This window comes from Novosphingobium sp. BL-S-19, from assembly GCF_055521675.1.
Map to the genome: position 1 here is coordinate 1,191,436 of NZ_CM145497.1, position 25,374 is coordinate 1,216,809.

The 25,374-nt window shown below is 65.0% G+C and carries 25 protein-coding genes; 14 read left to right on the forward strand and 11 right to left on the reverse strand.

The features are described 5' to 3' along the window. Positions 1-12: 12 nt before the first annotated feature. Positions 13-1,986 (reverse strand): peptidylprolyl isomerase, encoded by a 1,974-nt coding sequence (locus ACZ1JV_RS05185; RefSeq protein WP_465148638.1) that lies wholly within the window; start codon positions 1,984-1,986, stop codon positions 13-15. 337 nt (positions 1,987-2,323) lie between these two features. Between ACZ1JV_RS05185 and tpiA the strand changes: the two genes are divergently transcribed. The 3 genes from tpiA to ACZ1JV_RS05200 all read left to right on the forward strand — a co-directional run bounded on the left by tpiA (position 2,324) and on the right by ACZ1JV_RS05200 (position 5,438). After that, the gene (gene tpiA, locus ACZ1JV_RS05190) at positions 2,324-3,082 is read left to right on the forward strand and encodes a triose-phosphate isomerase (protein WP_465139894.1); all 759 of its coding nucleotides are present in this window, start codon (positions 2,324-2,326) and stop codon (positions 3,080-3,082) included. Positions 3,083-3,235: 153 nt separating this feature from the next. Next, positions 3,236-3,667 (forward strand): preprotein translocase subunit SecG, encoded by a 432-nt coding sequence (gene secG / locus ACZ1JV_RS05195; protein ID WP_395395740.1) that lies wholly within the window; start codon positions 3,236-3,238, stop codon positions 3,665-3,667. 142 nt (positions 3,668-3,809) lie between these two features. Beyond that, on the forward strand, positions 3,810-5,438 hold the full coding sequence (locus tag ACZ1JV_RS05200) for a CTP synthase (protein WP_465139893.1): 1,629 nt from the start codon (positions 3,810-3,812) through the stop codon (positions 5,436-5,438). Between the two features lie 71 nt (positions 5,439-5,509). Here ACZ1JV_RS05200 and ACZ1JV_RS05205 read toward each other — a convergent pair whose 3' ends face one another. Both ACZ1JV_RS05205 and ACZ1JV_RS05210 read right to left on the reverse strand, forming a co-directional pair. Next, positions 5,510-6,445: an AEC family transporter gene (locus ACZ1JV_RS05205; RefSeq protein ID WP_465139892.1), complete on the reverse strand. Its 936-nt coding sequence runs from the start codon at positions 6,443-6,445 to the stop codon at positions 5,510-5,512. Positions 6,446-6,603: 158 nt separating this feature from the next. After that, entirely contained in the window at positions 6,604-7,071 is a 468-nt protein-coding gene (locus ACZ1JV_RS05210) for an Hsp20 family protein (RefSeq protein WP_465148639.1), read from the reverse strand. A gap of 160 nt (positions 7,072-7,231) precedes the next feature. Here ACZ1JV_RS05210 and grxC point away from each other — a divergent pair, with 160 nt between their 5' ends. From grxC to ACZ1JV_RS05225, 3 genes are read left to right on the forward strand one after another with little or no spacing between them, the layout of a single operon-like run. Then, positions 7,232-7,495 carry a glutaredoxin 3 gene (gene grxC, locus ACZ1JV_RS05215; protein ID WP_465139890.1) on the forward strand — a complete coding sequence of 88 codons (264 nt, stop codon included), beginning with the start codon at positions 7,232-7,234 and terminating at the stop codon, positions 7,493-7,495. 4 nt (positions 7,496-7,499) lie between these two features. Beyond that, on the forward strand, positions 7,500-8,321 hold the full coding sequence (locus ACZ1JV_RS05220) for a carbon-nitrogen hydrolase family protein (protein WP_465148640.1): 822 nt from the start codon (positions 7,500-7,502) through the stop codon (positions 8,319-8,321). Positions 8,322-8,359: 38 nt separating this feature from the next. Continuing rightward, positions 8,360-8,869, forward strand: coding sequence for a DUF1178 family protein (locus tag ACZ1JV_RS05225; RefSeq protein ID WP_465148641.1), 510 nt, complete (start codon positions 8,360-8,362; stop codon positions 8,867-8,869). A 108-nt stretch (positions 8,870-8,977) separates the two neighbouring features. Here the strand turns inward: ACZ1JV_RS05225 and ACZ1JV_RS05230 are convergent, their stop codons facing one another. The 3 genes from ACZ1JV_RS05230 to ACZ1JV_RS05240 form a co-directional block, all read right to left on the reverse strand. Then, entirely contained in the window at positions 8,978-9,985 is a 1,008-nt protein-coding gene (locus ACZ1JV_RS05230; protein ID WP_465148642.1) for an aldo/keto reductase, read from the reverse strand. Positions 9,986-10,001: 16 nt separating this feature from the next. Then, positions 10,002-10,295: a putative quinol monooxygenase gene (locus ACZ1JV_RS05235; RefSeq protein WP_465148643.1), complete on the reverse strand. Its 294-nt coding sequence runs from the start codon at positions 10,293-10,295 to the stop codon at positions 10,002-10,004. A 78-nt stretch (positions 10,296-10,373) separates the two neighbouring features. Then, positions 10,374-11,165, reverse strand: coding sequence for a type 1 glutamine amidotransferase domain-containing protein (locus ACZ1JV_RS05240; protein ID WP_465148644.1), 792 nt, complete (start codon positions 11,163-11,165; stop codon positions 10,374-10,376). Positions 11,166-11,265: 100 nt separating this feature from the next. Between ACZ1JV_RS05240 and ACZ1JV_RS05245 the strand changes: the two genes are divergently transcribed. Next, entirely contained in the window at positions 11,266-12,201 is a 936-nt protein-coding gene (locus ACZ1JV_RS05245) for a LysR family transcriptional regulator (protein WP_465148645.1), read from the forward strand. Between the two features lie 2 nt (positions 12,202-12,203). Here ACZ1JV_RS05245 and ACZ1JV_RS05250 read toward each other — a convergent pair whose 3' ends face one another. Genes ACZ1JV_RS05250 through hpnI form a run of 5 tightly spaced genes read right to left on the reverse strand, consistent with a single transcriptional unit; the run spans position 12,204 to position 17,589 of the window. Next, entirely contained in the window at positions 12,204-13,175 is a 972-nt protein-coding gene (locus ACZ1JV_RS05250) for a lysylphosphatidylglycerol synthase domain-containing protein (RefSeq protein ID WP_465148646.1), read from the reverse strand. Between the two features lie 23 nt (positions 13,176-13,198). Further along, a complete protein-coding gene (locus tag ACZ1JV_RS05255) occupies positions 13,199-14,107 on the reverse strand; it encodes a ferritin-like domain-containing protein (protein WP_465148647.1) in 909 nt (302 codons plus the stop codon). Further along, a complete protein-coding gene (gene hpnK, locus ACZ1JV_RS05260; RefSeq protein ID WP_465148648.1) occupies positions 14,104-14,949 on the reverse strand; it encodes a hopanoid biosynthesis-associated protein HpnK in 846 nt (281 codons plus the stop codon). The genes ACZ1JV_RS05255 and hpnK overlap by 4 nt, the downstream gene beginning before the upstream one ends. Positions 14,950-14,986: 37 nt before the next feature. Next, on the reverse strand, positions 14,987-16,432 hold the full coding sequence (gene hpnJ, locus ACZ1JV_RS05265) for a hopanoid biosynthesis associated radical SAM protein HpnJ (protein WP_465139880.1): 1,446 nt from the start codon (positions 16,430-16,432) through the stop codon (positions 14,987-14,989). After that, positions 16,429-17,589 carry a bacteriohopanetetrol glucosamine biosynthesis glycosyltransferase HpnI gene (hpnI, locus tag ACZ1JV_RS05270; RefSeq protein ID WP_465148649.1) on the reverse strand — a complete coding sequence of 387 codons (1,161 nt, stop codon included), beginning with the start codon at positions 17,587-17,589 and terminating at the stop codon, positions 16,429-16,431. Before hpnI ends, hpnJ begins: the two co-directional genes overlap by 4 nt. A 133-nt stretch (positions 17,590-17,722) precedes the next feature. Here hpnI and hpnA point away from each other — a divergent pair, with 133 nt between their 5' ends. Genes hpnA through ACZ1JV_RS05305 form a run of 7 tightly spaced genes read left to right on the forward strand, consistent with a single transcriptional unit; the run spans position 17,723 to position 25,372 of the window. Next, complete coding sequence (gene hpnA / locus ACZ1JV_RS05275; RefSeq protein WP_465148650.1) at positions 17,723-18,727, forward strand: hopanoid-associated sugar epimerase; 1,005 nt, start codon at positions 17,723-17,725, stop codon at positions 18,725-18,727. Beyond that, on the forward strand, positions 18,724-19,854 hold the full coding sequence (locus ACZ1JV_RS05280) for a glycosyltransferase (RefSeq protein ID WP_465148651.1): 1,131 nt from the start codon (positions 18,724-18,726) through the stop codon (positions 19,852-19,854). The genes hpnA and ACZ1JV_RS05280 overlap by 4 nt, the downstream gene beginning before the upstream one ends. Further along, on the forward strand, positions 19,854-20,675 hold the full coding sequence (gene hpnC, locus ACZ1JV_RS05285; protein WP_465148652.1) for a squalene synthase HpnC: 822 nt from the start codon (positions 19,854-19,856) through the stop codon (positions 20,673-20,675). The genes ACZ1JV_RS05280 and hpnC overlap by 1 nt, the downstream gene beginning before the upstream one ends. Next, the gene (hpnD, locus tag ACZ1JV_RS05290) at positions 20,672-21,499 is read left to right on the forward strand and encodes a presqualene diphosphate synthase HpnD (RefSeq protein WP_465139875.1); all 828 of its coding nucleotides are present in this window, start codon (positions 20,672-20,674) and stop codon (positions 21,497-21,499) included. Before hpnC ends, hpnD begins: the two co-directional genes overlap by 4 nt. Further along, complete coding sequence (gene hpnE, locus ACZ1JV_RS05295; protein ID WP_465148653.1) at positions 21,496-22,779, forward strand: hydroxysqualene dehydroxylase HpnE; 1,284 nt, start codon at positions 21,496-21,498, stop codon at positions 22,777-22,779. Before hpnD ends, hpnE begins: the two co-directional genes overlap by 4 nt. Next, a complete protein-coding gene (gene shc, locus ACZ1JV_RS05300; protein WP_465148654.1) occupies positions 22,776-24,719 on the forward strand; it encodes a squalene--hopene cyclase in 1,944 nt (647 codons plus the stop codon). The genes hpnE and shc overlap by 4 nt, the downstream gene beginning before the upstream one ends. After that, positions 24,716-25,372: a phosphorylase family protein gene (locus ACZ1JV_RS05305; protein ID WP_465148655.1), complete on the forward strand. Its 657-nt coding sequence runs from the start codon at positions 24,716-24,718 to the stop codon at positions 25,370-25,372. Before shc ends, ACZ1JV_RS05305 begins: the two co-directional genes overlap by 4 nt. Positions 25,373-25,374 lie beyond the last annotated feature (2 nt).

Here is a 25,374-nt window from a genome sequence, read left to right on the forward strand (position 1 = left end):
GCGTATTTGGGATCAGTTGGCGGCGGGGGTGCCGCCAAGCTGGTCGCGCACGGTCTTGATCGCGGCGTCGTGCTTCTGGAACCCGACCTGCTTCTTGATCGCGTTGGCAAGTGCATCGGTATAAGCCGAACCGAGCTGGCTGCCGAGTTCGCGCTGGGTGCCCTTCACCACGACGTCGTTCTGCGCCTTGGGCGTTTCCACGTCGTTCAGGGCGACCACGAACCAACCGCGACCGGCACCGGCCGACTGCACCTTAACGGTACCCTTGGCCATGTGGAACAGCAGCGAGACGGGCGGCGGAACCTGACGGCCCTGGCGCATGGCTTCGGTCAGCATCGGGCGGCTCATCGCCACATCCTGCACCGGGGGCAGCGTCTTGCCGAGACCGGCGACCGCCTGGTTCAGCGGCTTCCCGCCGCGCACGGCAGCCATGACCTTCAGCGCTGCGGCCTTGGCATCGGCGGAGCCCTTGTCCAGCTTCCAGGCCTCGGTCACGTCGGCGACGATTTCCTTGAACGGCGCGGGCGCCGAAGGGGTGATGTCGGTCACGTCATAGACGACGTAGCCGGCCGTGGTCGGCGTGGCGGTCGTACCGGGGGTGAGCTGGCCCAGCTGCGGCTTTTCCTGATCCATGGAGAACGCGGTCGAAAGGATCGGCTGCAGTTCGGCCGGGATCGTCTCGCCCGGCTTGCCATAGACGGCGCCGGTGGCGGTGACGGGCTGCGTGGAGGAAACCGTGGCGCCGATCGCCTTGGCGACTTCGACGAGGCTGGCGCCGCTGGTGAACTCCTCATCGATGCGCGAGAGCAGATCGGTGAAGGCGGCTTTGCGCTTTTCCGTGGTCAGCTTGGCGGCGATTTCCTCGCGGACGGCCGCAAGCGGACGTTCGGCGGTCTTCTGCTCCTGCTCCACGCGGATCAGGTGCCAGCCCAGCGCGCTCTTCTGCGGTGCGGCGAGCTTGCCGACCGGCGTGGCGAACACGGCGTCGGCCAGGGCCGGCGAGAACTGGCCCGCCAGTTCATCGTGGCTGAAGAATTCAAGCTTGGCGGCCGACAGGCCCTTTTCGGTGGCAGCCAGTTCCAGCGACTTGCCGGCAGCGACTTCGGCGGCGACAGCCTTGGCGGCAGCTTCGGTCGGCACGATCAGCTGGGTGATCTTGCGGGCATCGCGCGCGGCATAGAGGGCCGGCTTGTCGGCTTCGTAGCGCTTGGCGATTTCGGCATCGGTGGGGGCGGCCACGTTCTTCAGCGTGTCCTCGCCGAAGGTGGCGTAGCGGATCACGCGGCGCTCTGGGCGGACGAACATGTTGGAATGGGTCTTGTAGAACCCTTCCAGCTCTGCCTGCGTGGGGGCCTGGGTGGGCGCGAAGGCGATCGAGGGCAGGGTAACGACCTGGCCCTTGCGGTTTTCCTCCAGCAGGGCGGCATAGCGCTGGGCCAGCGACAGCGGCATGGTCGCACCGAACTGTGCGGGCACCATGACCTGCTGGGCGATCAGGCCCTGCGAAAAGTCGTCGCGCAGTGCCTGTTCGGGGATGTTCTTCTGGGCCAGCGCCTGTCGGAACGCATCCTGGCTGAACTTGCCATCCACGCCCTGGAACGCGGGGATGCGGGCGATTTCGCTGTCCACCAGGCGCTTGCTGGCAACGACGCCCACGTCCTTGCCGAACACGCCGATGGCGGTGCGTGCGATCAGTTCGTCAAGAATGCGCTCAAGCCCACCCTCGGCAACGAGCATTTTCATCGTCGCGGTCGGGTTCTGCTGCTTGATCTGTTCCAGCTGCGAATTGGCCGCGGTCGACAGTTCGCTCGCCTCGATGTTCTTGCCGCCCACCGTCGCAATCGCCGTGGCGCTGCCAAGGCCGGCGGAGTTGCGCAGGCCGTTGATATCGCCGCCCGCGAAGGCAAGCGTGATGAGCACGAGCACTGCCAGCGCGATGCCGGCACCGATCTTGGACTTCAGGAAGGTACGGAAGAATGAGAGCATGGACCGGGCCGATCAGCGTGAAACGAATGTGCGGACAAGCGCAAAGGCATAACCGATGCGGGCGCTGGCTTTAGGGGGCGCAATGCAATCCTGCAATGGCTGACGTCGCCGCTCATGGCAGCTTCCCGTCTCACATTCCCGTCTTCATACCCGCAATGAGACAAGTTGCATCCCGTGCAGGCGGTTTTGCTGAGTTGGCAGGCTGGGGATTTTGACAATTCGGGCCCGGCTGCCTAGCAGCGCCTCGCAAGCGTTCGGCCGATTCCCGCTCTCGTGGTAGGCGAAGTGGTAGATGGGCAGCCGGATGCAGATAAATGAATCAGGGTTTTAGTTGAAAATGGCCGCACTGCCTTACATCGTCGGTAACTGGAAAATGCACGGCACGCGCGCGATGCTGACCGAGGCACGGGCGATCGACCGGACTGCCGCACGCTTTCCCAGGGTGCAGGTTGCGCTGGCGCCGCCCGCCACGCTGATCTTCCGCATGCGCGATACCGTGGAACTGATCGGTGTTGGCGGTCAGGATTGCCGTGCCGAGGAAAGCGGCGCCTTCACCGGCGATATTTCCGCCCCCATGCTCAAGGATGCCGGTGCGGACTTCACCATTCTCGGCCATTCGGAGCGCCGGACGCTCCACGGTGAGAGCGATGCAGATGTGAACGCCAAGGCGCAGGCCGCGCTGGGCGCGGGCCTTGCAGTGATTCTCTGCGTGGGTGAGACGGAAGCGCAGCGCGATGCCGGCGATGCCGTTGCGATCGTTTCCGGCCAGCTTGAAGGTTCGTGCCCGCGCGTTGACGGGGCACCCGAGAAGCTTTCCATCGCCTATGAGCCGGTCTGGGCGATCGGCACCGGCCGCGTGCCTTCGATCGAGGACGTGGCCGAAATGCACGCGGCGATCCGCGCGAAGCTTGTCGCGCTTTATGGCGAAGGCGGCGCGGACGTGCGCATTCTCTACGGCGGCTCGGTAAAGGCTGAGAACGCGGCCGAACTGCTCTCCGTGCCTGAAGTGGGCGGGGCGCTGGTCGGCGGTGCCAGCCTGAGCGCCGAAAGCTTCACGGCAATCATTGGCGCGGCCGCGCTGCTGACCGCCGACTGAAGCCGTTTTTGGGTTTCGCCGGATCGGGGCGGGCTACGATTGTCGCCCAAATCCGGCTGATGGCTTGCGCAGAAGCGCCGCAGCGCTTATCTGCGCGGCTTGAATCGCGGGGTGATAATTCGCCCCCTTCGAAAGATTGAGATTTACACGATGCTGTTCACTTTCCTGACCGTTGTCCAGGCGATCGTCGCTCTTCTGCTGGTGCTCGTGATTCTGGTGCAGAAGTCGGAAGGTGGCGGCCTCGGCGTCGGCGGCAGCCCCTCGGGCATGCTTTCGGCACGCGGCGCGGCAAACTTTCTGACGCGTGCGACCGGCGGCCTTGCCGCGGTCTTCGTGATTCTCTCGATCGTCCTTGCGGCGCTGGCCGTCGGCAAGACCGGCGACGACGTCGACACCTCGCTTCAGCGTGACGCGATCCCCGCTGCACCGGCGCCTGCCGCGCCTGCGCAGTCCGATCCGCTCGCCGGCGCGGCCAATCCGGCCGCGGCTCCGGCCGGTGGTGCTCCTGCAAGCCCTGCTGCCAGCCCGGCAGCCGGTCAGCAGGCCCCGGCCAACGATCCGCTTTCGGGTGCTGCCGGTCACTGATCTGACCCGGTAACTTCCGGCGTATCATTGTAACACGAATGCCGTCTGGCGTTGTCAGGCGGCATTTGATCTGTTTTGTTTTGTGGATTGCGGTACAGGGCTCTTGCCCTCGTGCCCCCATGCAATTTAAGGGCCGACTCCCATGGCGCGGCATATTTTTATCACCGGCGGCGTGGTCTCCTCGCTCGGCAAAGGTCTCATGGCGGCGAGCCTCGCGGCTCTGCTTCAGGCACGCGGTTACCGCGTCCGCATTCGCAAGTTCGACCCTTATCTGAACGTCGATCCGGGCACGATGAGCCCGTATCAGCACGGTGAGGTCTTCGTTACCGATGACGGTGCCGAAACCGACCTCGACCTTGGCCACTATGAGCGCTTCACCGGCGTTTCGGCCCACCAGGGCGACAACATCACCTCTGGCCGCATCTATCGCGACATCATCGCCAAGGAGCGCCGCGGCGACTACCTGGGCGCCACCGTGCAGGTGATCCCGCACGTGACCGACGCGATCAAGGATTTCGCGCTGGCCGATACTGACGACCTTGACTTCGTGCTCTGCGAAATCGGCGGTACCGTCGGCGATATCGAGGGCCTGCCCTTCGTCGAGGCGCTGCGCCAGATGCGCAACGAACTGGGCCGTGAGCAGACCTGCTTCGTCCACGTTACGCTGGTGCCCTACATCGCGGCGGCGGGTGAGCTGAAAACCAAGCCGACGCAGCACTCGGTGCGCGAACTGACCGGCCTTGGCATCCAGCCCGACATCCTGCTGTGCCGTTGCGACCGCGAACTGCCGGAGAGCGAGCGCCGCAAGATCGCGCTGTTCTGCAACGTGCGTCCGCAGGCGGTCATCCCCGCGCTCGACGCGCCGAACATCTACGCCGTTCCGCTGCAGTATCACATGGAAGGTCTGGACGCGGAAGTGCTGCACCACTTCGGCATGACTGCCCCCGGCCCGGAACTGACGCGCTGGAACGACATCACCGACCGTTTCGAACACCCCGAAGGCGAAGTGACCATCGGCGTGGTCGGCAAGTACGTTGGCCTGCCCGATGCCTACAAGTCGCTGAACGAGGCGCTGGTCCACGGTGGCATGGCCAACCGCGTGAAGGTCAACGTCCAGTGGATCGATGCCGAAATCTTCGAGAAGGAAGATTCGGAAATCGCCGCCGCCCTGGAACCGATGCACGGCATTCTGGTGCCCGGCGGCTTCGGTGAGCGCGGTTCGGAAGGCAAGATCGCTTCTGTCCGCTTCGCGCGTGAACGTGAAGTGCCGTTCTTCGGCATCTGCCTTGGCATGCAGATGGCCTGCATCGAAGGCGCCCGCGCCGCCGGTATCCAGAAGGCCAGTTCCACCGAGTTCGGCCCGACCGAGGAGCCGGTGGTCGGCATCATCACCGAGTGGATGACCGAGGACGGACTGCAGACCCGCGCCGAAGGCGGCGATCTGGGCGGCACGATGCGTCTTGGCGCTTACCCGGCGATGCTTTCGGCCAACAGCCACGTCGCCTCGATCTACGATTCGACCGAGATTTCGGAGCGCCACCGCCACCGTTACGAGGTGAACGCCAAGTACCGTGATGCGCTGGAAGGCAACGGCCTGATCTTCTCGGGCATGTCGCCCGACGGCCTGCTGCCCGAGATCGTCGAGCGTCCCGAACATCCGTTCTTCGTGGGCGTGCAGTTCCATCCCGAACTCAAGTCGCGCCCCTTCGAACCGCACCCGCTGTTCAAGGGCTTCATCGCCGCCGCACTGCGTCAGGCGCGTCTGGTCTGATCCTTCGGGCGGATTGAAATCGAAAAAGGGCCGGTTCCTCAGCGGAATCGGCCCTTTTTCATTGCCCGCTTTCAGCGCAACAGGGAGAGCAGCAAAGTCACCGTGCCGACGGAAAGGACGGTCGAGGCAAGGATCACCTTTGCGGTTAAAGCGCCTTCGCGGCGGTGGAATTCCGCCAGCATGAAAGGCCCGGTGCCGGTAGGGAGCGCGGCCAGCAGCACCGCCGCATTGCGCAGCGCCGCGGGCAGGGGGAATACCCAAAGCGCCAGCACCAGCGTGAGCGCCGGATAGACGAATAGCTTGAGGGCAACGAGGGTTGCCGTCTCCGCCAGCGAGCCCTCGCCCTTGTCACGCGGTTCGGCCAGGAACATGCCCAGGCAGACGAGCGCGCAGGGGCTTGCGGCAGAGCCCAGCAGCTTCAGGAACGCGTCCAGCGGCGCGGCCACGCCAAGGCCGCTGGCCATCACGGCGGCACCGGCAAGCGGTGCCAGTACCAGCGGATTGCGGAACAGCGCCTGCCCCACGCGCAAGGCGATCACTGCCGGATTTCCGCCCTTCTGGTTGCCGAACTCGATCAGCACGATGGCAAGGGCGAAGAGCACGCAGACGGTGTTGATCGTGGCGATCAGCGTAAGCGTCTGCGAGGCTGGCCCCAGCGTTGCCAGCAGCAGCGGAAAGCCCAGAAAGGCCGTGTTCGAATAGCTGGAGTTGAGCCCCAGGATCGCGGCGTTGCCGATCTCCCGCCCCAGCCAGCGGCTGACCGCGACTGTCAGAACGAAGAACAGGAAGGTGCTGAGCGCGAAGACGGCAACGAAGCCCGGCTGCCAGAGTTGGTCGAGGTTCGCCTTGGCGACGATGTCGAACAGCAGCGCAGGCAGGGCCAGATAGACGACGAAGCGGTTCAGTTCGGTGGTCGATTGCGGGCCGAAGATGCCGACGCGGCGGGCAAGCCAGCCCACGAAAGTCAGTGCGAAGATCGGCAGGACGACCGAAAGGATCGAAAGCATGGGAAGACAGCGGCCCGCATTGTGCAGAAAGCGCGGGACTTATCGCCAGCCTGCCACCGACGCCAGCGCGGAAAAGGCTCTCAAGAGTGCGGTGCACGCAAAAAGGGCGGCCCGGATAGCCGGACCGCCCCCAATCATGTCAGTGTCTTGAAGCGGGATCAGGCCGCTGCAGTCTCGTCCGAGCCGCCTTCGACCACGGTCAGCGTATTGCCGCCGATCGCGATCTTCTTGGGCTTCATCGCTTCTGGCACTTCGCGCACGAGGTCGATCACCAGCAGGCCGTCGGCCAGGTCTGCGCTGTCGACGCGGACGTAATCGGCCAGTTCGAAGCGACGTTCAAAACCGCGCTGGGCGATGCCGACGTGCAGCATCTCGCCTTCGGGCGTTTCCTCGGGCTTGTGGCCCTTGACGACGAGGAGGTTGGCCTGTGCGGTGATGTCGATATCTGCCGGCTTGAAGCCCGCCAGCGCCAGCGTGATGCGATAGGCATCGGGGCCGCGGCGTTCGATGTTGAAGGGCGGATACTTGTCGCCTGCGTTCGCGCGGGCCTGGTTTTCGATCATGTCGAACAGGCGGTCGAACCCGACCATGGTGCGGCGATAGGGGGTAAAGTCGATACGGTTCATGACAAAAATCCTCTTATGAGCAATCTTCGTTGCAAGCGGCCCGGATCGCCGGCGCCGCATGTTCGAGCCATCCCCATGGCGGGCCATGACTCGCATCCCTAGATATGATAGCGCCCCCGGCTTTCAAGGGGACGCTACCCCTTTTGGAGGATCCCGTTCGATGAGCCAGCCGAAGGTCGAAATCTACACCAAGTGGGGCTGCCCCTATTGCGTCATGGCGAAGTCGCTGCTGGACGGCAAAGGCGTGGTCTATGAGGAATACGACGTGACCATGGGCGGCGAGAAGCGCGCCGAAATGGAAGAACGCGTGCCCGGCGCCCGCACCGTGCCGCAAGTGCTGGTGGACGGAAAGCCCTATGGCGGATTCGACGATATCAACGCGCTCGACCGTGCGGGCGAACTCGATCCCGTGCTGGGGCTCTGATCCGATGACGCGCGCCGCCCTGTTCCAGATGACCACGGGTATCGATCCCGCGGCCAATGCCGAAGCGATCGTTGCCGCCGTGGCAGAAGCCCGCGCAGGCGGTGCGGCGATGCTGTTCACGCCGGAAATGTCCGGCCTGCTGGACCGCAAGCGCGATCGCGCTGCCGCCAACATCGTTGCCGAGGGCGACGATCGCGTGCTGGCATCGGTGCGCGATGCGGCGGCGCGTGAAGGCATGTGGGTGCACATCGGCTCTCTGGCGGTACGGCCTGAAGGTGGCGACGGACGCTATGCCAACCGCGCCTTCGTGATCGACGACAAGGGCGAAATCCGCGCTCGTTACGACAAGATGCACATGTTCGACGTGGATCTGTCGACGGGCGAATCGTGGCGCGAATCCAACGCCTATGCACCCGGCGACAAGGTGGTGACGGTGGAAACCCCGCTTGGCCGTCTGGGGCTGGCGATCTGCTACGATGTGCGGTTTCCCGCTCTGTTCGAAGCACTGGGCCGCGAAACGTGCGATGTGATCGCGACCCCTGCCGCTTTCACCGTGCCGACCGGCAAAGCGCATTGGCATCTGATGCAGCGGGCCCGCGCGGTGGAGGCCAGCGCCTTCGTGCTCAGTGCGGCGCAAGTGGGCCATCATGAGGACGGGCGCGATACTTACGGGCACAGTCTGGCGATTGATCCCTGGGGTGATATCCTGCTGGACATGGGCGGAGAGAAAGCGGGGCTGGGCTTCGTCGATCTCGATCCCGCGCGCATTGCCGAAGTTCGCGCCCAGTTGCCGAGCCTTGCCAATCGCCGCGCGATCGCCAAATAGCCCATGGAAGCTAACGGGTTCGCGTAAGAAGTGCCTCAATGATTGTCTATGATCTCGAATGTCGTGCCGAGCGCCATCGTTTCGAGGGCTGGTTCAAGTCCTCGGACGATTTCACGCGCCAGCAGGAGCGGGGGCTGCTGTGCTGCCCGCAGTGCGGCACGGCGGAGGTCGACAAGGCGCTGCAGGCGCCGCGACTGACCCGCAAGGGCAACCAGCGGAGCGAGGTGGTTCCGACGCGCGCCGCGCAGCCGGCGTCGCCGCCGCGCGATCAATCCGCGCCTCCGGTGCCGGTGTCGGCGGCTCCGTTGCCACCGCAGGCGGTCGAGATGATCAAGGCGTTGGCGAAGATGCAGACCGAAGCGCTGAAGGACAGCCGCTACGTGGGCAAGAGCTTTGCCGACGACGCCCGCGCCATGCACTATGGCGAGCGTGAGCAGGAAACCATCCACGGCGAGGCGAGCGTGGAGCAGGCGAAGGAATTGCTGGAGGAAGGCATCGCCGTTGCCGCTCTGCCGTTCGCCGTGGTTCCGCCGGAACGCGCCAACTAATCCTTTGGCGCGCCGGGTTTCGGCCAGGCCTGAAATCATTGGATCATGCGAAACGCCGCCCGTGAGACGGGCGGCGTTTCTGCATTCGGAAGGGTTCAGATCAGCGTTTCAGGCCGGCAGCGGCGCGGCGGGATCGACCAGCCCTGCCTGGCGGATTTCCGCCCAGAACGCGGCCGGAATGATCTCGGCATAGGCGGCGCTGTCCTCGGCAATGCGTTCCGGACGGCTCGCGCCCGGGATGACGGCCGCCACAGCCGGATTCGCGAGCGAGAACTGGATGCCCGCCGCCTTCATCGAAACGCCGTGGCGGTCGGCAATCGCCTTGATCGCGGCGACCCTTGCGAGGATTTCCGGCGTGGCTGGCGCATATTCAAAATTCGGCCCGCCGACGAGCGCACCCGAACTGTAAGGCCCGCCGACGACGACACCCAGCCCCAGTTCAGCAACCTTCGGCATCACCCGCTGAAGCGCGCGTCCATGATCCAGCAAAGTGTAGCGGCCGGCCAGCAGGAAAGCGTCCGGACGCGGTTCCTGAAGATCCAGCAGGATCTCGATCGGCTCCACCTTGTTGACGCCAAGCCCCCATGCCTTGATCACGCCTTCATCGCGCAGCCGATCCAGCGCCTTGAACGCGCCGCCACGGGCTTCCTCGAACCGGGCGATCCATTCGTCGCCCCAGAAATCCTGGGCGAGATCGTGGACGAAAACGATCTCGACATGATCGGTGTGGAGACGCTTCAGGCTGTCCTCGATCGACTTCAACGTGGCGTCGTAGCTGTAGTCGTTCACCACCTTGTTCGGGCGGCCGTTGGCAAAGACATCGCCCTTTTCGCCGTTGTCGCGCAGCGAAACGTCCTCGACCTCATCCAGGATGATGCGGCCGACCTTGGTGCTGATCACATATTCGTCGCGCGGCTTGCCCTTCAGCGCCTCTCCCATGCGGATCTCGGCAAGGCCGGCGCCGTAGAAGGGGGCGTTGTCGTAATAGCGGATGCCGTCGTTCCAGGCGGCCTCTACCGTGGCCAGCGCTTCCTCTTCCGGGATTGCGCGGAACATGTTGCCAAGCGGCGCGGCGCCGAAGCCCAGCTTGCTGGGGAGGATATCCTTGAGTGCCATCGTCTGCATCCTTTCGTCAGGCGACCACCAGCGGGTCGAGGGTCAGTGCCGTGCGTTCGGCGAGGTCGTTGATGGTTGCGAGATAGGTCTGGAAATGGGCTGAGGTGCGATGGGCGGACACGGCCTCGCTGTCGACATAGAGTTCATCGAGCACGAGGCAGGCCGGATTGGAGCTGTCGGTCCAGAGATCGTAGCGCAGATTTCCCGGTTCCGCGCGACTTTGTGTGACCATTGTGTCCAGCAGTTCGCGCAATTCGGCGTCCTTGCCGGGGCGAGCGGTGAGGATGGCCATGATCTTCACGTTCGTCATCGGATGTCCCTTATTCCGGAGAGCGGGGCGCCGAAGCGCCCCGCCGGTCATGCGCGTTCGCATCTGCTCGCCGCGGGATCAGCGCTGGCGCGCATCGAGTGCTTTGACCAGCGCCGCCGCGATCGGATGGTCGGAGCGCGGGTTCTGGCCAGTGATGAGTTCGCGGTCGATCACGACGTTCGGCGCGAAGTCGGTTGCCGTCGTTTCCACCCTACCGCCCGCTGCAGTCAACGCCTGCGGCATGGTGAAATACATCTTTGCGTGGAGGATGTTATCCTCGACCACCTTTTCCTCGGATGCCGAGAAGACGGTCATGCGATAGCCGGCATAGGGCCAGTCATGCGCAAGTTCGGCTGCCTTGGCGGTGTCTCCGGCGATCAGCGCGGCGCGGAAGGCCGGGGCCTGCTCCATCGCGGCGGTCAAGGCGATCGGGCCATGGCAGAGAAGCGCGGTCGGCTTTGCCTGCGCATGGAAGTGCCGGAGGATTTCGCCCAGTTCGGCGCTCTGCATCAGGTCGACCACTGGGGCCTGACCGCCGGGCACGAAGACGGCGGCGTAGTGGTCCAGCCCCTCGTCGATCACCTGGCGCAAGGTGCGCACGCCGGTCATCGCGGGATCGTGGAAGAAGAAATCCCGGGCCCGGGCGTAGGCAGCCTCATCGCCCTCGAAATGAGCGGCCGAGTCCGATGCCTCGTCGATGTGCGGCTGGGTGCCGTCGGGCGTGGCGAGGACCACGTCGTATCCGGCATCGATCAGCGCCATCGCCGGCACGACCGTTTCGTTGAGATACTGACCGGTTGCGCCCCATCCGCCCTGAACCTCGATCCGGGTGGCGTTGGAGCCGATCACGAGCACTGTACCCTTGGTCATTTGAGTCTCCATCAAGTTGGTGTGGTCCCTTGCGGGCACCGCTTGAATGCGCCTCAATCAGGCATTTCAGAACTTTATTTCTTGGATATTAGACATATCGATGAGAGTATATCTCATGCGCTATGACCTCAATCTCCTGCCGATCTTCGTCGCCCTGATGGAAGAACGCAACGTCACCCGTGCGGCCGAGCGACTGGGCATGACGCAGCCGGCCATGTCCAACGCACTATCCAGATTGCGGGCCATGTTGCAGGACCAGCTTTTCATCCGCGAACGCTATGGCATCCAGCCTACGCCCGTGGCGCTGGAACTGGCACCGGGCATTGCGGACGCGCTGGCGCGGCTGGACGATGCGATATTGGGGCAGCAGGATTTCGATCCGGCCAGGGCCCAGCGAGAGTTCACCATTGCGCCCAACGGCTATGTCGAGTTCGCGCTCGTACCCGCGATCGTGGCCCGGCTGGCGGAGGTGGCGCCCGGCATCAAGCTTCGCCTGACGCCGTACAGCAACGATCTGGTCGAAACGGGCGTGGTATCGGGCATGACGGCGATGGTGCTGGGCCGGATAACCGACCCGGCCGACAATCTGGTGGTTCAGCACCTGATGAACGATGGGCTGGAATGCGTCGTCCGTTCCGGCCATCCCGAGATCAGGGAAACGATCACGCGTGAACAGTTCGAGCGGCTGCGCCATGTGAACGTGATGCCGCCGGGCCGTATCCGCGCCGGCCTGCATCAGGCGCTCGCCTCGCAGGATCTGCGGCGCGATGTCGCGCTTTCGGTCACCAACTTCTTCGCGGTGGCGGAGATGGTTGCGGTTACCGATTATTGCACCACCCTGCCGCATCTGATCTGCCGCCGGCTGCGCCACGATCCACGGTTGAAGGTGCTGCCGGCGCCGGTCGACCTCGGCACGTTCCCGGTCGAGATGGGTTGGCATGTCCGTTATCGCCACGATCCGGCCCATCGCTGGTTGCGGGGCCTCGTTGCCGATGTCGTGCGTGGGATCGGGCAGGGGGAGGGAGTGGCCGTCTAGCGCTACTTCCCGTTTCCGGTCGCCACGCCGCGTATCTCGTTCGCCTGCCAGATGAGCAGGGTGGGCAGGCCGATGGCCAGATCGCGTGCCCGCTTGGCGAGCGACAGGGCAAGGGCAGTTTCCGGGGGCAGGCCGAACAGCGGGCCGGCGAAGGCATAGCCGGCCTCCTGCACCCCCAGCGCGCCGGGGATGATGAAGGCCACGCTGCGCAGCGTGAAGATCAGGCTTTCCAGGGCCAGGATGTCCCAGACCGATGCATGGGTGCCCATCCATCGCAGCGCCAGCCACGCGCCGATGCCGCTGGCGATCCAAGCCGCCAGATTGGCGCCGAAGGCCAGGGCCACGCGGTCGCGCTGGGCATAGATGCGCGATAGTTCGGCACGGATACCGGCCATGGCGATCGATCCGGGAACGAGGCGGGCGGCAAGGCGGCTGGTGAAATCCAGCGCGGTGCGCTGCATGGCGAAGAACAGCAGGATGATCGCGATCATGACGAACGTGCCGCCAAGGATCGCCGGCCGCAACTGCGCCGCCGCGCCGTCCCCGATCAGCAGGGAACCCATAAGCGCCAGCCCGAACAATGTGTAGGCGAGTTGGCTGGCCATCTCCGTCGTCATGTCGACTACCAGAGAGCAATGCACGCGGTTGGAAGGAAGCGCGGCGGCCGTCAGCGTCCGGACGCTGACGATGATGCCGCCCAGTTGCGAAAACGGCAGCAGGTCGGATACCGCCTCCCGTACCATCCGTGCCCACGAGAACAGCGGCCAGGCGGAAAGCGGTAGGGATCGGCCGTTTTCGTCGGGCGCCGCCGCGAACCATGCCGCGCCTAGCAGGAAGAAGACACCCAGCGACCACAAGCAGTACAGCAGAAACCCGGCTGCGCCCATGCGGCCGGCGATGCCGAGCACATCTTTCAGCCCGGCCGCGCCGATCGTCCAGACGGCGATGCCCAGCCCCGCCAGAGTCGCTAGCAATATGCCGATGCGGGTCCAATGCTTCAGGCGACTTCTCCCGCCTTCGGCCCTTTCACGAAGCGCAGGACGAAGCGGATCGCGCCCGGCACGAAGCGGGGCCGCAGCAGGCGCCGGTCATAGGCGGAAAGCCGCCGGTCGTTCTCCGCAAGACACAGCCGCGCCAGTTCGGGGAAAGTGATTTCCACGCCTAGTTCCTTCGACCCGTTCAGCGTGAAATTGTTCTCCTGCGCGCGGGTATTGTCCTTGCCCATGCCCTTGGCCATGTCGAGCCGTTCCCAGATCAGGAAGATCCACACCGCAATCACCTTGAGTTCGAACCACGGCCGCCGCCACAGCGGCATGTTGCGCCGCCACCAGGCCACCCAGTTCACGAAGAACAGGATATGCCGCCCTTCCTCGCGCATTACGGGCTCGAACGTGTCCACCAGTTCGGGTGGGAAGAAGCCCGAATCCTTGGCCACCTTGAACAGGCCGAAGCCGAAGAAGCTGTCTATGCATTCCGAATAGCCGGTGCGCATGAAGGCGAATTCGGGATCGGCGGGGCGCTTGTATTCCGGTTCCGGAACCAGTTCGATGCCGTAGGCCTGCACCATGTCTGACAGCACCAGCTTGTGCCGCGATTCCTCGAAGGCGTTCATCTCCACGGCGGATTTCAGCAGCGGATCGTCCACGCCTTCGGAAAATGTGCGCACGTTCATGCCCGCGCGGCCCTCGGTGGCGACGGCGATGTCCCAGATCGGCAGGGAGACGATCTTGTTGCGGGTGCTTTCGTCCAGCGTCGGCCAGTCGATCAGCGCCGGGCGATAGGGATCGTGCGTATCCAGCAGCGTCCGGCTCATCAGCAGCAGGTGATCGGGGCTGCCGTACTTCAGCCGGCCGGTGGGCAGGGGGACCGTCTTGTCATAGTCGCCCCAGGAGCGAGCCAGTGTCATGAGCGCTCTCCTTCGATAAAGTCCGCAAAGCGTCCGAGAGTGATGGCATTGCGCGCGATCACCCGCTTGGCAAGCGCGTCGGTCAATGCCGCGAGTTCTTCGGCATAGCGGTAGCCCGGCGCCGATCCGGGGTAAGGCCCGGTGGCGGGGTGGGCATAGATCTCGCTGAGCCCATTGGGCAGATGTTCCAGCAATCCGTAGACGCGCGCCGGGGTCATCGCGCCGGACCATGCCAGCCCGAAGACCTGATCGGGCGTGGCAAGGCTGGCGCGGCGCATCAGTCTTTGCACCTGCCGTGCCCAGATCCCCTCGATGCCCGAAGGCGTGCCCTCATCCTCGACCTCGCGCAGCACGGCGCGCGGCTCCACCGGGGCGCGAACCGTGCGCATGCCATGCGCCTTGCCCACTTTCACCAGCGTCGCCGCGATAGTGGGGTGCAAGTGGAAGTGCTTATGCGCATTCACGTGGTCGAGCGGCAGACCGGTGGCGGCAAAGGCGTCGAACTGCGCTTCCACTTCCGCCGTAAGCTGGCGGCGCGCGGCGGGGGAAGCGAAGATGCGCATGGCGGCGCGCACCATGTCGGTGCGGAAATTGCCCTGCGCGTCGACCAGCGCGGGAATGCGCTCCGGCGGCAACACCGGCCGTCCGTCCACCAGCACGATATGCAGCCCGACGCCGAGTGTGGGCAGGCGCCTGGCTCGCTCGACCGCGTCGCCTGCCGCCGCTCCGTTCACCATCAGGCTGGCGGCGGTCAATATGCCATCGCTGTGCGCGCGCTCGACCGCCTCGTTCACTTCGGGAGAAGCCCCGAAATCGTCGGCGGTGACGACGAGGCGCTTCACGACACGGATCAGTGCCGGCTGGCGAAGGGAACGCGCATCACGCCGTTGCCTTGCGTCGGCGCAGGAAGTCGAAGAACTCCACGCCTTCGCGCAGTCGGCGCTTCATCATGTCCCAATCGCGCACCATTTCCCAGACGATCGATCCGATCTTCGATGGGCGGAAGTAGAAGCGCTTGTAGAACTCTTCCACCTTGTCGAAGATCACCGGCGCCGGCAGATGCTCATAGCTCAGCTGTGCGATCTGGTTGCCGCCGTCGGTCAGCAGATGGTCGGTGCCGTCGAACCAGCCGTTGTCCATGGCCTGCTTGTAGAGGAACGTGCCGGGATAGGGTGCCGCCAGCGAGACCTGGATCGTGTGCGGATCGATCTCCTTGGCGTAGTTGATCGTTTCCTCGATCGTCTCTTCCGTCTCGCCGGGAAGGCCGAGGATGAAGGTGCCGTGGATGACGATGCCCAGTTCGTGGCAGTCCTTGGTGAACTGCCGCGCGACATCGACGCGCAGACCCTTCTTGATATTGTGCAGGATCTGCTGGTTGCCGCTTTCGTAACCGACCAGCAGCAGGCGCAAACCATTGGCTTTCAGCACTTCCAGCGTCTTGCGGGGGACATTGGCCTTGGCATTGCAGCTCCAGCTCATCGGGAAGCCCGGCTTGCCGAAGCCGAGCTTCCCCAGCGCGATGGCCAGTTCCTCCACGCGGGGGCCGTTGTCGGTCAGCGTGTCGTCGTCGAAGAAGATCTCCTTGGTCTGGGGGATGTTCTCCATGACGTATTTCACTTCCTCGATCACATGCGCGATCGATCGGGTGCGGTAGTTGTGCCCGCCCACGGTCTGCGGCCAGAGGCAGAATGTGCAGCGGCTCTTGCAGCCGCGCCCGGTGTAGAAGCTGACGTAGGGGTGCTTCAGATAGCCGCCGAAGTACTTCTCTATCGTCAGGTCGCGTTTGTAGATCGGGGAGACGAAGGGCAGCGAATCCATATCCTCCAGCACCTTGCGGTCCCGGTTATGGATGATCGCGCCATCGTCATCGCGCCATGAGATGCCGTCGATTTCGCGCAGCGGAATGCCATTGGCAACGTCTACGATCGTGAAGTCGAACTCATTGCGGCAGACGAAATCAATCGCCGCGCTGGCGGTGAGTGCCTTTTCGCTCTCCACCGCCACTTTGGCGCCGATCATGCCGATCAGGGCTTTGGGATTGCGCGCCTTTATCAGTTCGGCGGTGTGCACATCCTGATTGAAGCTGGGGGTGGAGGTATGGAGGATCACCAGATCCCTGCCGTCCACCTCATGCGCGATATCGTCCCACGACAGATCGTGCGCGGGGGCGTCGATCAGTTTCGATCCTTCCACCATGGCGGCGGGCTGCGCCAGCCAGGTGGGATACCAAAAGGACTTCACCTCGCGCTTCATCTGATATCGCGCGCCGGCGCCGCCGTCGTACCCGTCGAAGGAGGGGGCCTGAAGGAAAAGCGTAGACATCATGGTCCGGCAGTCTCCGAAGCTTGGACTCGACCGTCACTCAGCATAGTAAGCGCGCTTCCGCGCCAATCAATCGACCGGACGAAGAAGCTGGCAAAGAAAATCGCGAAATTCAATGTATCGCGTAACGGCAGCATCCAAAAAGGCGTCGAAGCGTCCCTGGAGTGACTGTCCGCCACGTGCTTCGTGTATAGCCGAACGGCTGCGGTCACGGCGATTACCGCGAGTGCGGGCACGGGGTGAAAGGGCAGGGCCAACAGCGCCAGCGGCAAAGGCATGGTGATGAAGGACCCGGCATATCCCACGGGGGCCAGTCCGCGCACGGTGGCCGCCCAGCGCAATTCGTGACGCCAGAGTTCACGAAAACCGCAGTCAGTGAAGGCGTGGGTCAGGAGCATGGGCGGCATTTCCACTGCCAGCCCCAGCCGCTCCACCGCCTGCCCGATGGCATGATCGTCCGCCAATACGTCCGCAAAGCGAGCGAAGCCGCCGATGGCGTCCAGCGTCTCGCGCCGCAGAGCGATCGTCGATCCCATGCAGGGCGTCGCCATGCCATGGGCCTTTGCAAAAGCGAGGTTCGGCAGGAACTGATACGTGCTGCCCGCAGCGGCCAGCACGGACCAGAAGCCGGCGTCTCCCCGCCCACGATAGGGGCAAGTCACGGCACCGACTTTCGGCTTGCGAAGTGCGGTGAGTATGCCGGACAGGTAGGAACGGCCCACCGCGATATCGCTGTCGCTCACCACCACGGTGGGGTGGGACGCGTGCTTCATCATGTTGGTAAGGTTCGATATCTTGCCGTTGGCGCCGTGATGCGCGGGATCGACGACAAGTTCTATCCGCGCATGGGGGTAGCGGGCCTGAACCTCCCGCACCGCACAAATGGCGGGATCGCCTGCTCGCTGTACGCCGCACAGGATCTGGACAGAGCCTTCATGATCCTGCTCGATGAAGCTTGCCAGATTGTCGGCAAGGCGCGGCTCGGCGCCGTGTAGCGGCTTCAGGATGGTGACGGCTTCGTTTCCCGGCCGGTGCTCGCCCCGCGCATGCAGGAAGCGTCGGAGCGCCAGGGTCGCAGCCACCATGTAAAGCGCGCCTGCTGCCGCCGCCAGCAGCAGGGCCCAGCCCAGGGCAGAGGTCACGATGGACAATCCGGCCATTGCTTTCCTTAAAACAAGCGCTGAACCCGGCGAATGGAAAACTTGTGAAACTCAAGAAAGATACTTGCCAGTTGCTTTCACGGGAATAGGAATAGCACAGTCTGTCGGCAACCATTCGGATGTTCGGTCAGAAATGCCTGAATCCAATCGATTGATCCTCATTACCGGCGTTTCGGGTTTTGTGGGTTCGGCGGTCGCCCGGGCGCTCGACGGCCGTGGCTACAGGCTGCGCGGGCTCGTTCGTTCCGGCAGTTCGCCTGTGAACCTGGCGGATTTTCCCGGCGAACTGGTGGAAGGCGATCTGCGCGATGCGGCCGCCATGGGCCGTGCCATGCACGGCGTGGACATGCTGTTCCATGTCGCGGCAGACTATCGCCTATGGGCCCGCGATCCCGAAGAGATCGTCCGCAACAATCTGTCCGGCACCCGATGCGTGATGCAGGCGGCGCTGAAAGCAGGCGTGGGCCGGATCGTCTACACCAGCAGCGTCGCCACGCTGAAGCCGTCCCATACCGGCGCGGTGGACGAACGGGCCGCCGCCACTCCGTCAGAAGCCGTCGGTGCGTACAAGCGCAGCAAAGTGGTGGCAGAGCGGCTGGTAGAGCAGATGGTGGCGCAGGAGGGGCTGCCCGCCGTGATCGTCCAGCCATCGACGCCGATCGGCCCACGCGATGTGAAGCCGACGCCGACGGGCCGGATCATCGTGGAGGCAGCCAGGGGCAGGATGCCCGCATACGTCGATTCCGGGCTCAATCTGGCGCATGTCGATGATGTGGCGGCCGGGCACGTTCTGGCGATGGAGAAGGGCAAGGTCGGCCAGCGCTACATCCTTGGCGGGCAGGACGTGATGTTGGGCGATATGCTGGGCGAGATCGCCACCCACACAGGCCACCGGCCGCCGCGGGTTCGCCTGCCGCGTGCACCGCTTGTGCCGCTGGCCTGGATCAACGAGGGGATCACCCGGCTGTCCGGTGGCAGCGATCCGTTCCTGACGCTCGATTCGCTGCGTATGGCGCGGCATCGGATGTTCTTCAGTTCGGCCAAGGCGGAGCGTGAGCTTGGCTATCTTGCCCGGCCCTGGCCGCAGGCGATCGGCGATGCCGTCCACTGGTTCCGGCAGCGGGGAACGATCCAGTGATCGGGCAAGGCTTCGGACTGGCCGTGCTGGCCATCTGGCTGGGCCTGATCGTGGGGCGCGACGGTTTCTGGATGGCGCGTGAGCGAGACGATCGCGACCTGCCCCTTCCGCCGGCGCGATGGCCGGACGTGACGGCGGTAGTGCCCGCGCGAGACGAGGCGGATGTCATCGCCCGTTCGATCGGCAGCCTGATCGCGCAGGACTATCCGGGCCGCTTCCGCATCCTTCTCGTCGACGATTCCAGTAGCGACGGCACCGGCGCCATTGCCCGATCGCTGGGGTCGGAGCGCGTCGAAGTGCTGACAGGCAAGCCCCTGCCGCACGGATGGACGGGCAAGCTCTGGGCCATGGAGCAGGGCATCGAACAGGCCGGCACCGTGCCGCAATGGCTGTGGTTGACCGATGCCGATATCGCCCATGCACCCGATACACTGCGCACGCTGGTCGCGCGGGGCGAAGCGAACGGCCTGTCGCTGGTCAGCCTGATGGCGCGGCTGCGCTGCGAAACGCTGGCCGAGCGGATGCTGGTGCCTGCCTTCGTGTTCTTCTTCCAGATGCTCTATCCGTTCGGGCGCGTGAACCGGCCGGGAACCCTGGGCGCGGCGGCGGGCGGTTGCATGCTGGCAAGGCGCGCGGCGCTGGAGCGGGCGGGCGGCATTGGCGCAATTCGAGGGGCTTTGATCGACGATTGCTCGCTGGGTGGCCTGCTGAAGCGACAGGGCCCGGTCTGGCTCGGGCTCACCGATCGATCGGTGAGCATTCGGCCCTATGACGATTTCGGGTCGGTTGCGGCGATGATCTCACGCTCCGCCTATGCCCAACTCCGCTATTCTCCGTGGATTCTGATGGCGACATTGGCGGGCATGCTGATCGTCTATGGTGCGCCGCCCATGCTTGCCCTGTTCGGGCATGGGGTGCCGCGCTGGTCAGGCTTGATCGCATGGTTGGCGATGGCGGCTATTTTCCAGCCCACGCTACGTTTCTATCGGCTTAGCCCGCTCTGGGGACTGGCCTTGCCGGCCATCGCGGCCTTCTATGCGGGCTGCACGGTGCTGTCGGCCTGGCAACATGCGCGCGGGCGTGGCGGCATGTGGAAGGGCCGGGCCCAAGCGGGAGCGGAAAGCTGATGGAAGCGGCTGATCTGGCATCCGGCAAGGGCCACCGGGACGAGAACTTTCCCGTCGCCAGCCTGCTGATCCGGCCAGACTGCCGCCCGCCGATCATGGCATTCTATCGCTTTGCACGCGCGGCGGACGATATCGCCGACAATCCCGCTGTCACGGCGGAGCAAAAGTTTGCCCTGCTGGCGCGGATGCGCAGCGGTCTGGATGGAGAGGGCACGGAAGAAGCCATGGCGCTGCGCGATGCGATGGCGGCACGGCGGATCGATCCGATCCACGCGCATGACCTGCTGGACGCCTTCGACCGCGACGTCACTGTAACGCGTTATGCCGATTGGGCCGATCTGATGGGCTATTGCCGCTATTCAGCGATGCCGGTGGGGCGCTTCGTTCTTGACGTGCATGGTGAGGATCGGGCGCTCTGGCCTGCGAACGATGCGCTGTGTGCGGCCTTGCAGATCGTCAATCACCTTCAGGACTGCGGGAAGGACTATCGGATGCTCGATCGCGTCTACGTTCCGCTCGATACCGGTTTGACCATTGCTGACTTGCAGGGCGACCGGGGTAGCCCGGCCCTGCGTGCGATCATCGCCGATCTGGCGCGGCGGACGCGCGGCCTGCTGGATCAATCCGCAGCGTTTGCCGCCGGCATTCGCGACCGGCGGCTCGCCGCGGAAGTCGCTGTGATCCACCGGCTTGCCCGCAGCCTGACCTACCGCCTTGAACAGCGCGATCCGCTCAGCGAGCGGGTCCATCACGGCAAGACGGAAACGCTGTTCCTTGCCGCCGGCGCTGCGCTGCCGGTTCTGCTGCGGAGGGCGGCATGAGCGAGGCCGTCGTCGCCGGCGGCGCCTCGCGCAGTTCGTTCTACGCGGGCATGCGCGTGCTGCCCAAGGTGGAGCGCAGCGCCATTTTCGCGGTCTACGACTTCTGCCGCATCGTCGACGACATTGCCGACGACCAGCAGGGAGATCGCGCATCGCGGGCCGCAGAGCTCGACCGCTGGCGCTGCGATCTTGACGCGCTTTACGCCGGGCGAGACGCCGGGCAGGCGAATTTCCTGCGCGCCGGCGTCGATCGTTTCGATCTTGAGCGTCGCGACTTCGAAGCGGTGATCGACGGCATGGCCATGGATGTTGAGCGCGACATTTGCTGGCCGGGCGAAGCGGAACTGGATCTCTATTGCGATCGTGTCGCTTCTGCCGTGGGCCGGCTTTCGGTGCGCATCTTCGGCATGGATCGCGAGCCGGGGCTCGATCTGGCCCATCACCTTGGCCGGGCGCTGCAACTGACCAATATCCTGCGCGACATAGACGAGGATGCCGCCATCGGCCGTGTCTACATTCCCGCCGAAGCCCTTGCCGCGGCGGGGATCGTCCCCGCGACCGCGCTGCAGGTGGCGGCCCATTCGGGCATGGACCCGGCCGGGCGCTGGCTGGCCGCGCGGGCGCAGCGGCATTTCGAGGAAGCGGGCAGGCTGCTTGCTTCGCGCCCGCGCGGGCTGCTGTTGGCGCCCCGCCTGATGGAAAGTGCCTATGCCCGGCTGCTGCGGCAGATGATCCGGACGGGCTGGGCGCCGCCGCGCAAGCGTGTACGCACCAACAAGCTGCGACTGGTTCTGACCGTGGGGCGATTGTTGGTGACCGGGTGAGGGCAGGCCGGGCCATCGTCGTCGGTGCAGGGCTGGCGGGCCTGTCGGCCGCGGTTCGTCTGACCGAGGCAGGCATGGCCGTTCAGGTGATGGAAGCTGCCGCACAGGCCGGTGGACGTTGCCGCTCCTACCACGATCCGCAGATCGACCTGACTATCGACAACGGCAACCATCTGGTGCTTGCCGGCAATCACGCCGTCCACCGCTTTCGCGACACGATCGGCGCGCGCGAACCTCTTGCCGGGCCGGATCATGCCGATTTTCCCTTTGTCGATCTCACCAGCGGTGAGAGATGGGTAGTACGCATCAACGATGGTGCCTTGCCCTGGTGGGTCTTCAGCCGCCGTCGGCGCGTGCCGGGCACGGCGCTCACGGACTACTTTGCGCTGGGCAGACTGATCTACGGCAAGCCGGAAGAAACCGTGGCCGACCGCATCGCCCCCGATGGAGCCTTGTGGTCGCGGCTGATCGATCCCGTTCTGCTCGCCATCCTCAATACGCCGGCCGAACAAGGATCGGCCAGCCTGACGGCGGCAGTCATTCGGGAATCGCTTTTGCGCGGCGGAAGGGCGAGTTTGCCGCGCATCGCGCATCCCAGTCTGGCGGCGGCCTTCATCGAACCGGCGCTGGGCTGGCTGGCCGCGCAGGGCGCGTCGATGACGCTGGGGCGCCGGCTGAGAGGCTTGGGCATCGAGGGAGGGCGGGTCCGCTCGCTGGATTGGGGCCAGGGACCGGAAGCCCTGAATGCGGACGACATCGTCGTACTCGCCGTGCCGCCCACCGTTGCGGGCGCCTTGCTGCCGGAACTGACGGTTCCCAATGCGTTTCATGCGATCGTCAACGCCCATTTCGCGGCAGCCCCGCCGGCTGGCGCTCCTGCAATGCTGGGGGTTCTGGGCGGAACGGCCCAATGGCTGTTCGCTTTTCCCGACCGCATTTCCGTCACCGTTTCAGCCGCCGATGCCCTTGTGGAGACGGATCGAGAGACCCTGGCCGTTCGGTTCTGGGAAGAGATCCAGCAGGCCTATGGCTTTTCCGCAGCGCTTCCGCCGTGGCAGATCGTGAAGGAAAAGCGGGCGACCTTTGCCGCTACGCCGGCGCAGGATGCCCGGCGGCCGGGCGCCGGAACCCCTCTTCGCAACCTGTTCCTGGCAGGCGATTGGACGCAGACCGGCCTGCCTGCGACCATAGAGGGCGCCATCCGGTCTGGAGAAACGGCCGCTCGGCTCGCCGTGGAGCGGTGTGGTGCTGGACGGGGACCGGGACGGGGAAGAGGATGACGATTGCCAGGCGCGCCGCCTCCATGCCTGCGATGACGGCCATCGAAACGGTCGTCGATCGGGCCGCGGCCGCTCTGGCCGAAGCGCAACGACCGGACGGGCACTGGGTGTTCGAACTGGAGGCCGATTGCACCATCCCGGCGGAATATGTGCTGCTGCGGCACTATCTGGGCGAGCCGGTGGACGGCGAACTGGAAGCCAAGATCGGCCGGTATCTGCGCCGGATTCAGTCCGCCGACCATCAGGGCTGGGGGCTGTTCCATGCCGGGGCCTTCGATGTCAGCGCCAGCATAAAGGCTTATTACGCGCTGAAGATGATCGGCGATCCCATTGATGCGCCGCACATGTCGCGCGCGCGCGAAGCCATATTGGGTGCAGGCGGGGCGGAGGCCGCGAACGTATTCACCCGCATCCAGCTTGCCCTCTTCGGTGCCGGTCCGTGGTCGGCAGTGCCCGATTTGCCGCCCGAGGTGATCCTCCTGCCGCGCTGGTTTCCCATCCATTTGTCCCGGATGTCCTACTGGGCGCGGACCGTGGTGGTTCCCTTGCTGGTGCTCTGCGCGCGCAAGCCGCTGGCCCGCAATCCGAAGGGCATCAAGGTTGCCGAACTCTATACGGGACGCATGGCCCGGCGCCGGACCCAGGCCGCCGATCCCAAGTGGCTTTGGACGCTGGGCTTCAACACGCTCGATCGGCTGCTGAAGCTGGGGCAAGGGCTCTGGCCGGCAAGGCTGCGCCAGCGCAGCATCGACACCTGCGTCGCGTGGGTGACGGAGCGGCTGAACGGAGCGGACGGCCTGGGCGCCATCTATCCGGCCATGGCGAACAGCGTGATGATGTTCGACCTGCTCGGCTATCCGGAGGACCACCCGCATCGCGCCATCGCCCGCCAGTCGGTCGAAAACCTGCTCGTGATTCAGGAGGAAGAGGCTTATTGCCAGCCCTGCGTCTCGCCAGTGTGGGACACGGCGCTTGCCAGCCATGCGATGATGGAGGCGGGCGGGGCGGCGAATTCGGCCCGTGCCGAAGCGGCGCTGGATTGGCTGAAGCCGCGCCAGATCCTGGAAGTGGCGGGCGACTGGGCAGAGGAACGCCCCGAAGTCCGCCCGGGCGGCTGGGCGTTCCAGTACAACAACGATCATTACCCCGATCTGGACGACACGGCCGTGGTGGTCATGGCGATGGACCGCGCGCAAGTGAAGGATCGCGCCCCGATCGAAAGGGGCGTTGAGTGGACCGTGGGCCTTCAGTCGAAAAACGGCGGCTGGGGGGCGTTCGATGCCGACAATACTTACGACTACCTCAACAACCTGCCGTTCGCCGATCATGGCGCGTTGCTCGATCCGCCTACGGCCGATGTCACCGCGCGATGCGTATCCATGCTGGCACAGCTCGGCGAAGGGCTGGACAGCCCCCGCATGGGCGCCGCTATCGATTACTTGCGCCGGGAACAGGAGCCGGAGGGAAGCTGGTTCGGCCGCTGGGGGGTAAACTATATCTACGGCACCTGGTCCGTGCTCTGTGCCTTCAATGCGGCGGGAGTGGATGCCGCGGATCCTGCGGTGGCCCGCGCGGTGGCCTGGCTCAAGGCGATCCAGAACGAGGACGGCGGCTGGGGCGAGGATTGCGACAGTTATGCTCTGGATCGCAAGGGGCACGCTCCGGCGCCGTCCACCGCATCGCAGACGGCCTGGGCGATGCTGGGGTTGATGGCGGCGGGGGAAGTGGACTGCGAAGCGGTGGAACGCGGTGCCGCCTGGCTGGTGGAGCATCAAGAGCCGGACGGGCTATGGGGGCAGGAGCACTATACCGGCGGCGGTTTTCCGCGGGTGTTTTACCTGCGCTACCACGGTTATCCGAAGTACTTTCCGCTCTGGGCCATGGCGCGCTACCGCAACCTCAAGCGCTCCAATGCGCGTCACGTCACGGTTGGCATGTGACCCTGCTGGTCGCCTGCGGCTTGAAGCGAGAGGCGCAATTGCTTCACCGGCCGGGTGGCAACATCTTCGTCGTCGCAGGCGGCGGCGATGCCGCGCGGTTAGAGCGGGCGCTTGAAGCGCTGGCCGGGACGCGGCCGGGCATCGTCCTGTCGTGCGGAATTGCCGGCGGCCTCGCGCCTGAACTGCGATGCGGCGATCTGGTCGTCGATGGCGATGCGATGCTTGTCGCCTATCTGCTGAAGCACTTGCCGCAAGCGATTTCAGGAAAAATCGTCGGGAGCGACACTATCGTGGCGACGGCGGCCGAAAAGCGGGATCTGGCTGCGCACAGCGGCGCCCTTGCTGTCGACATGGAAAGCCATGTCGTCCGGCGCGTGGCCGAACGAAAGCAACTGCCTTTCGGCGCGATCCGCGCCATTGCCGATTGCGCCGCGGACGATTTGCCGCCTGCGGCCCTGGTGGGGATGCGGCCCGATGGCGGGCTTGCCCTGGGGGCTGTGTTGCGCTCGCTGGCGCTACGGCCCGGTCAATTGCCGGCGCTCGTTCATACCGGGCGGCAGGCAAGCCAAGCGCTGCACGCACTGTCGCAGGGGTATGGCCGGCTGGTCGATGCCGGGTTGGATCGGCTGGATCCGGCCGGTCTCTCTTCCTGACC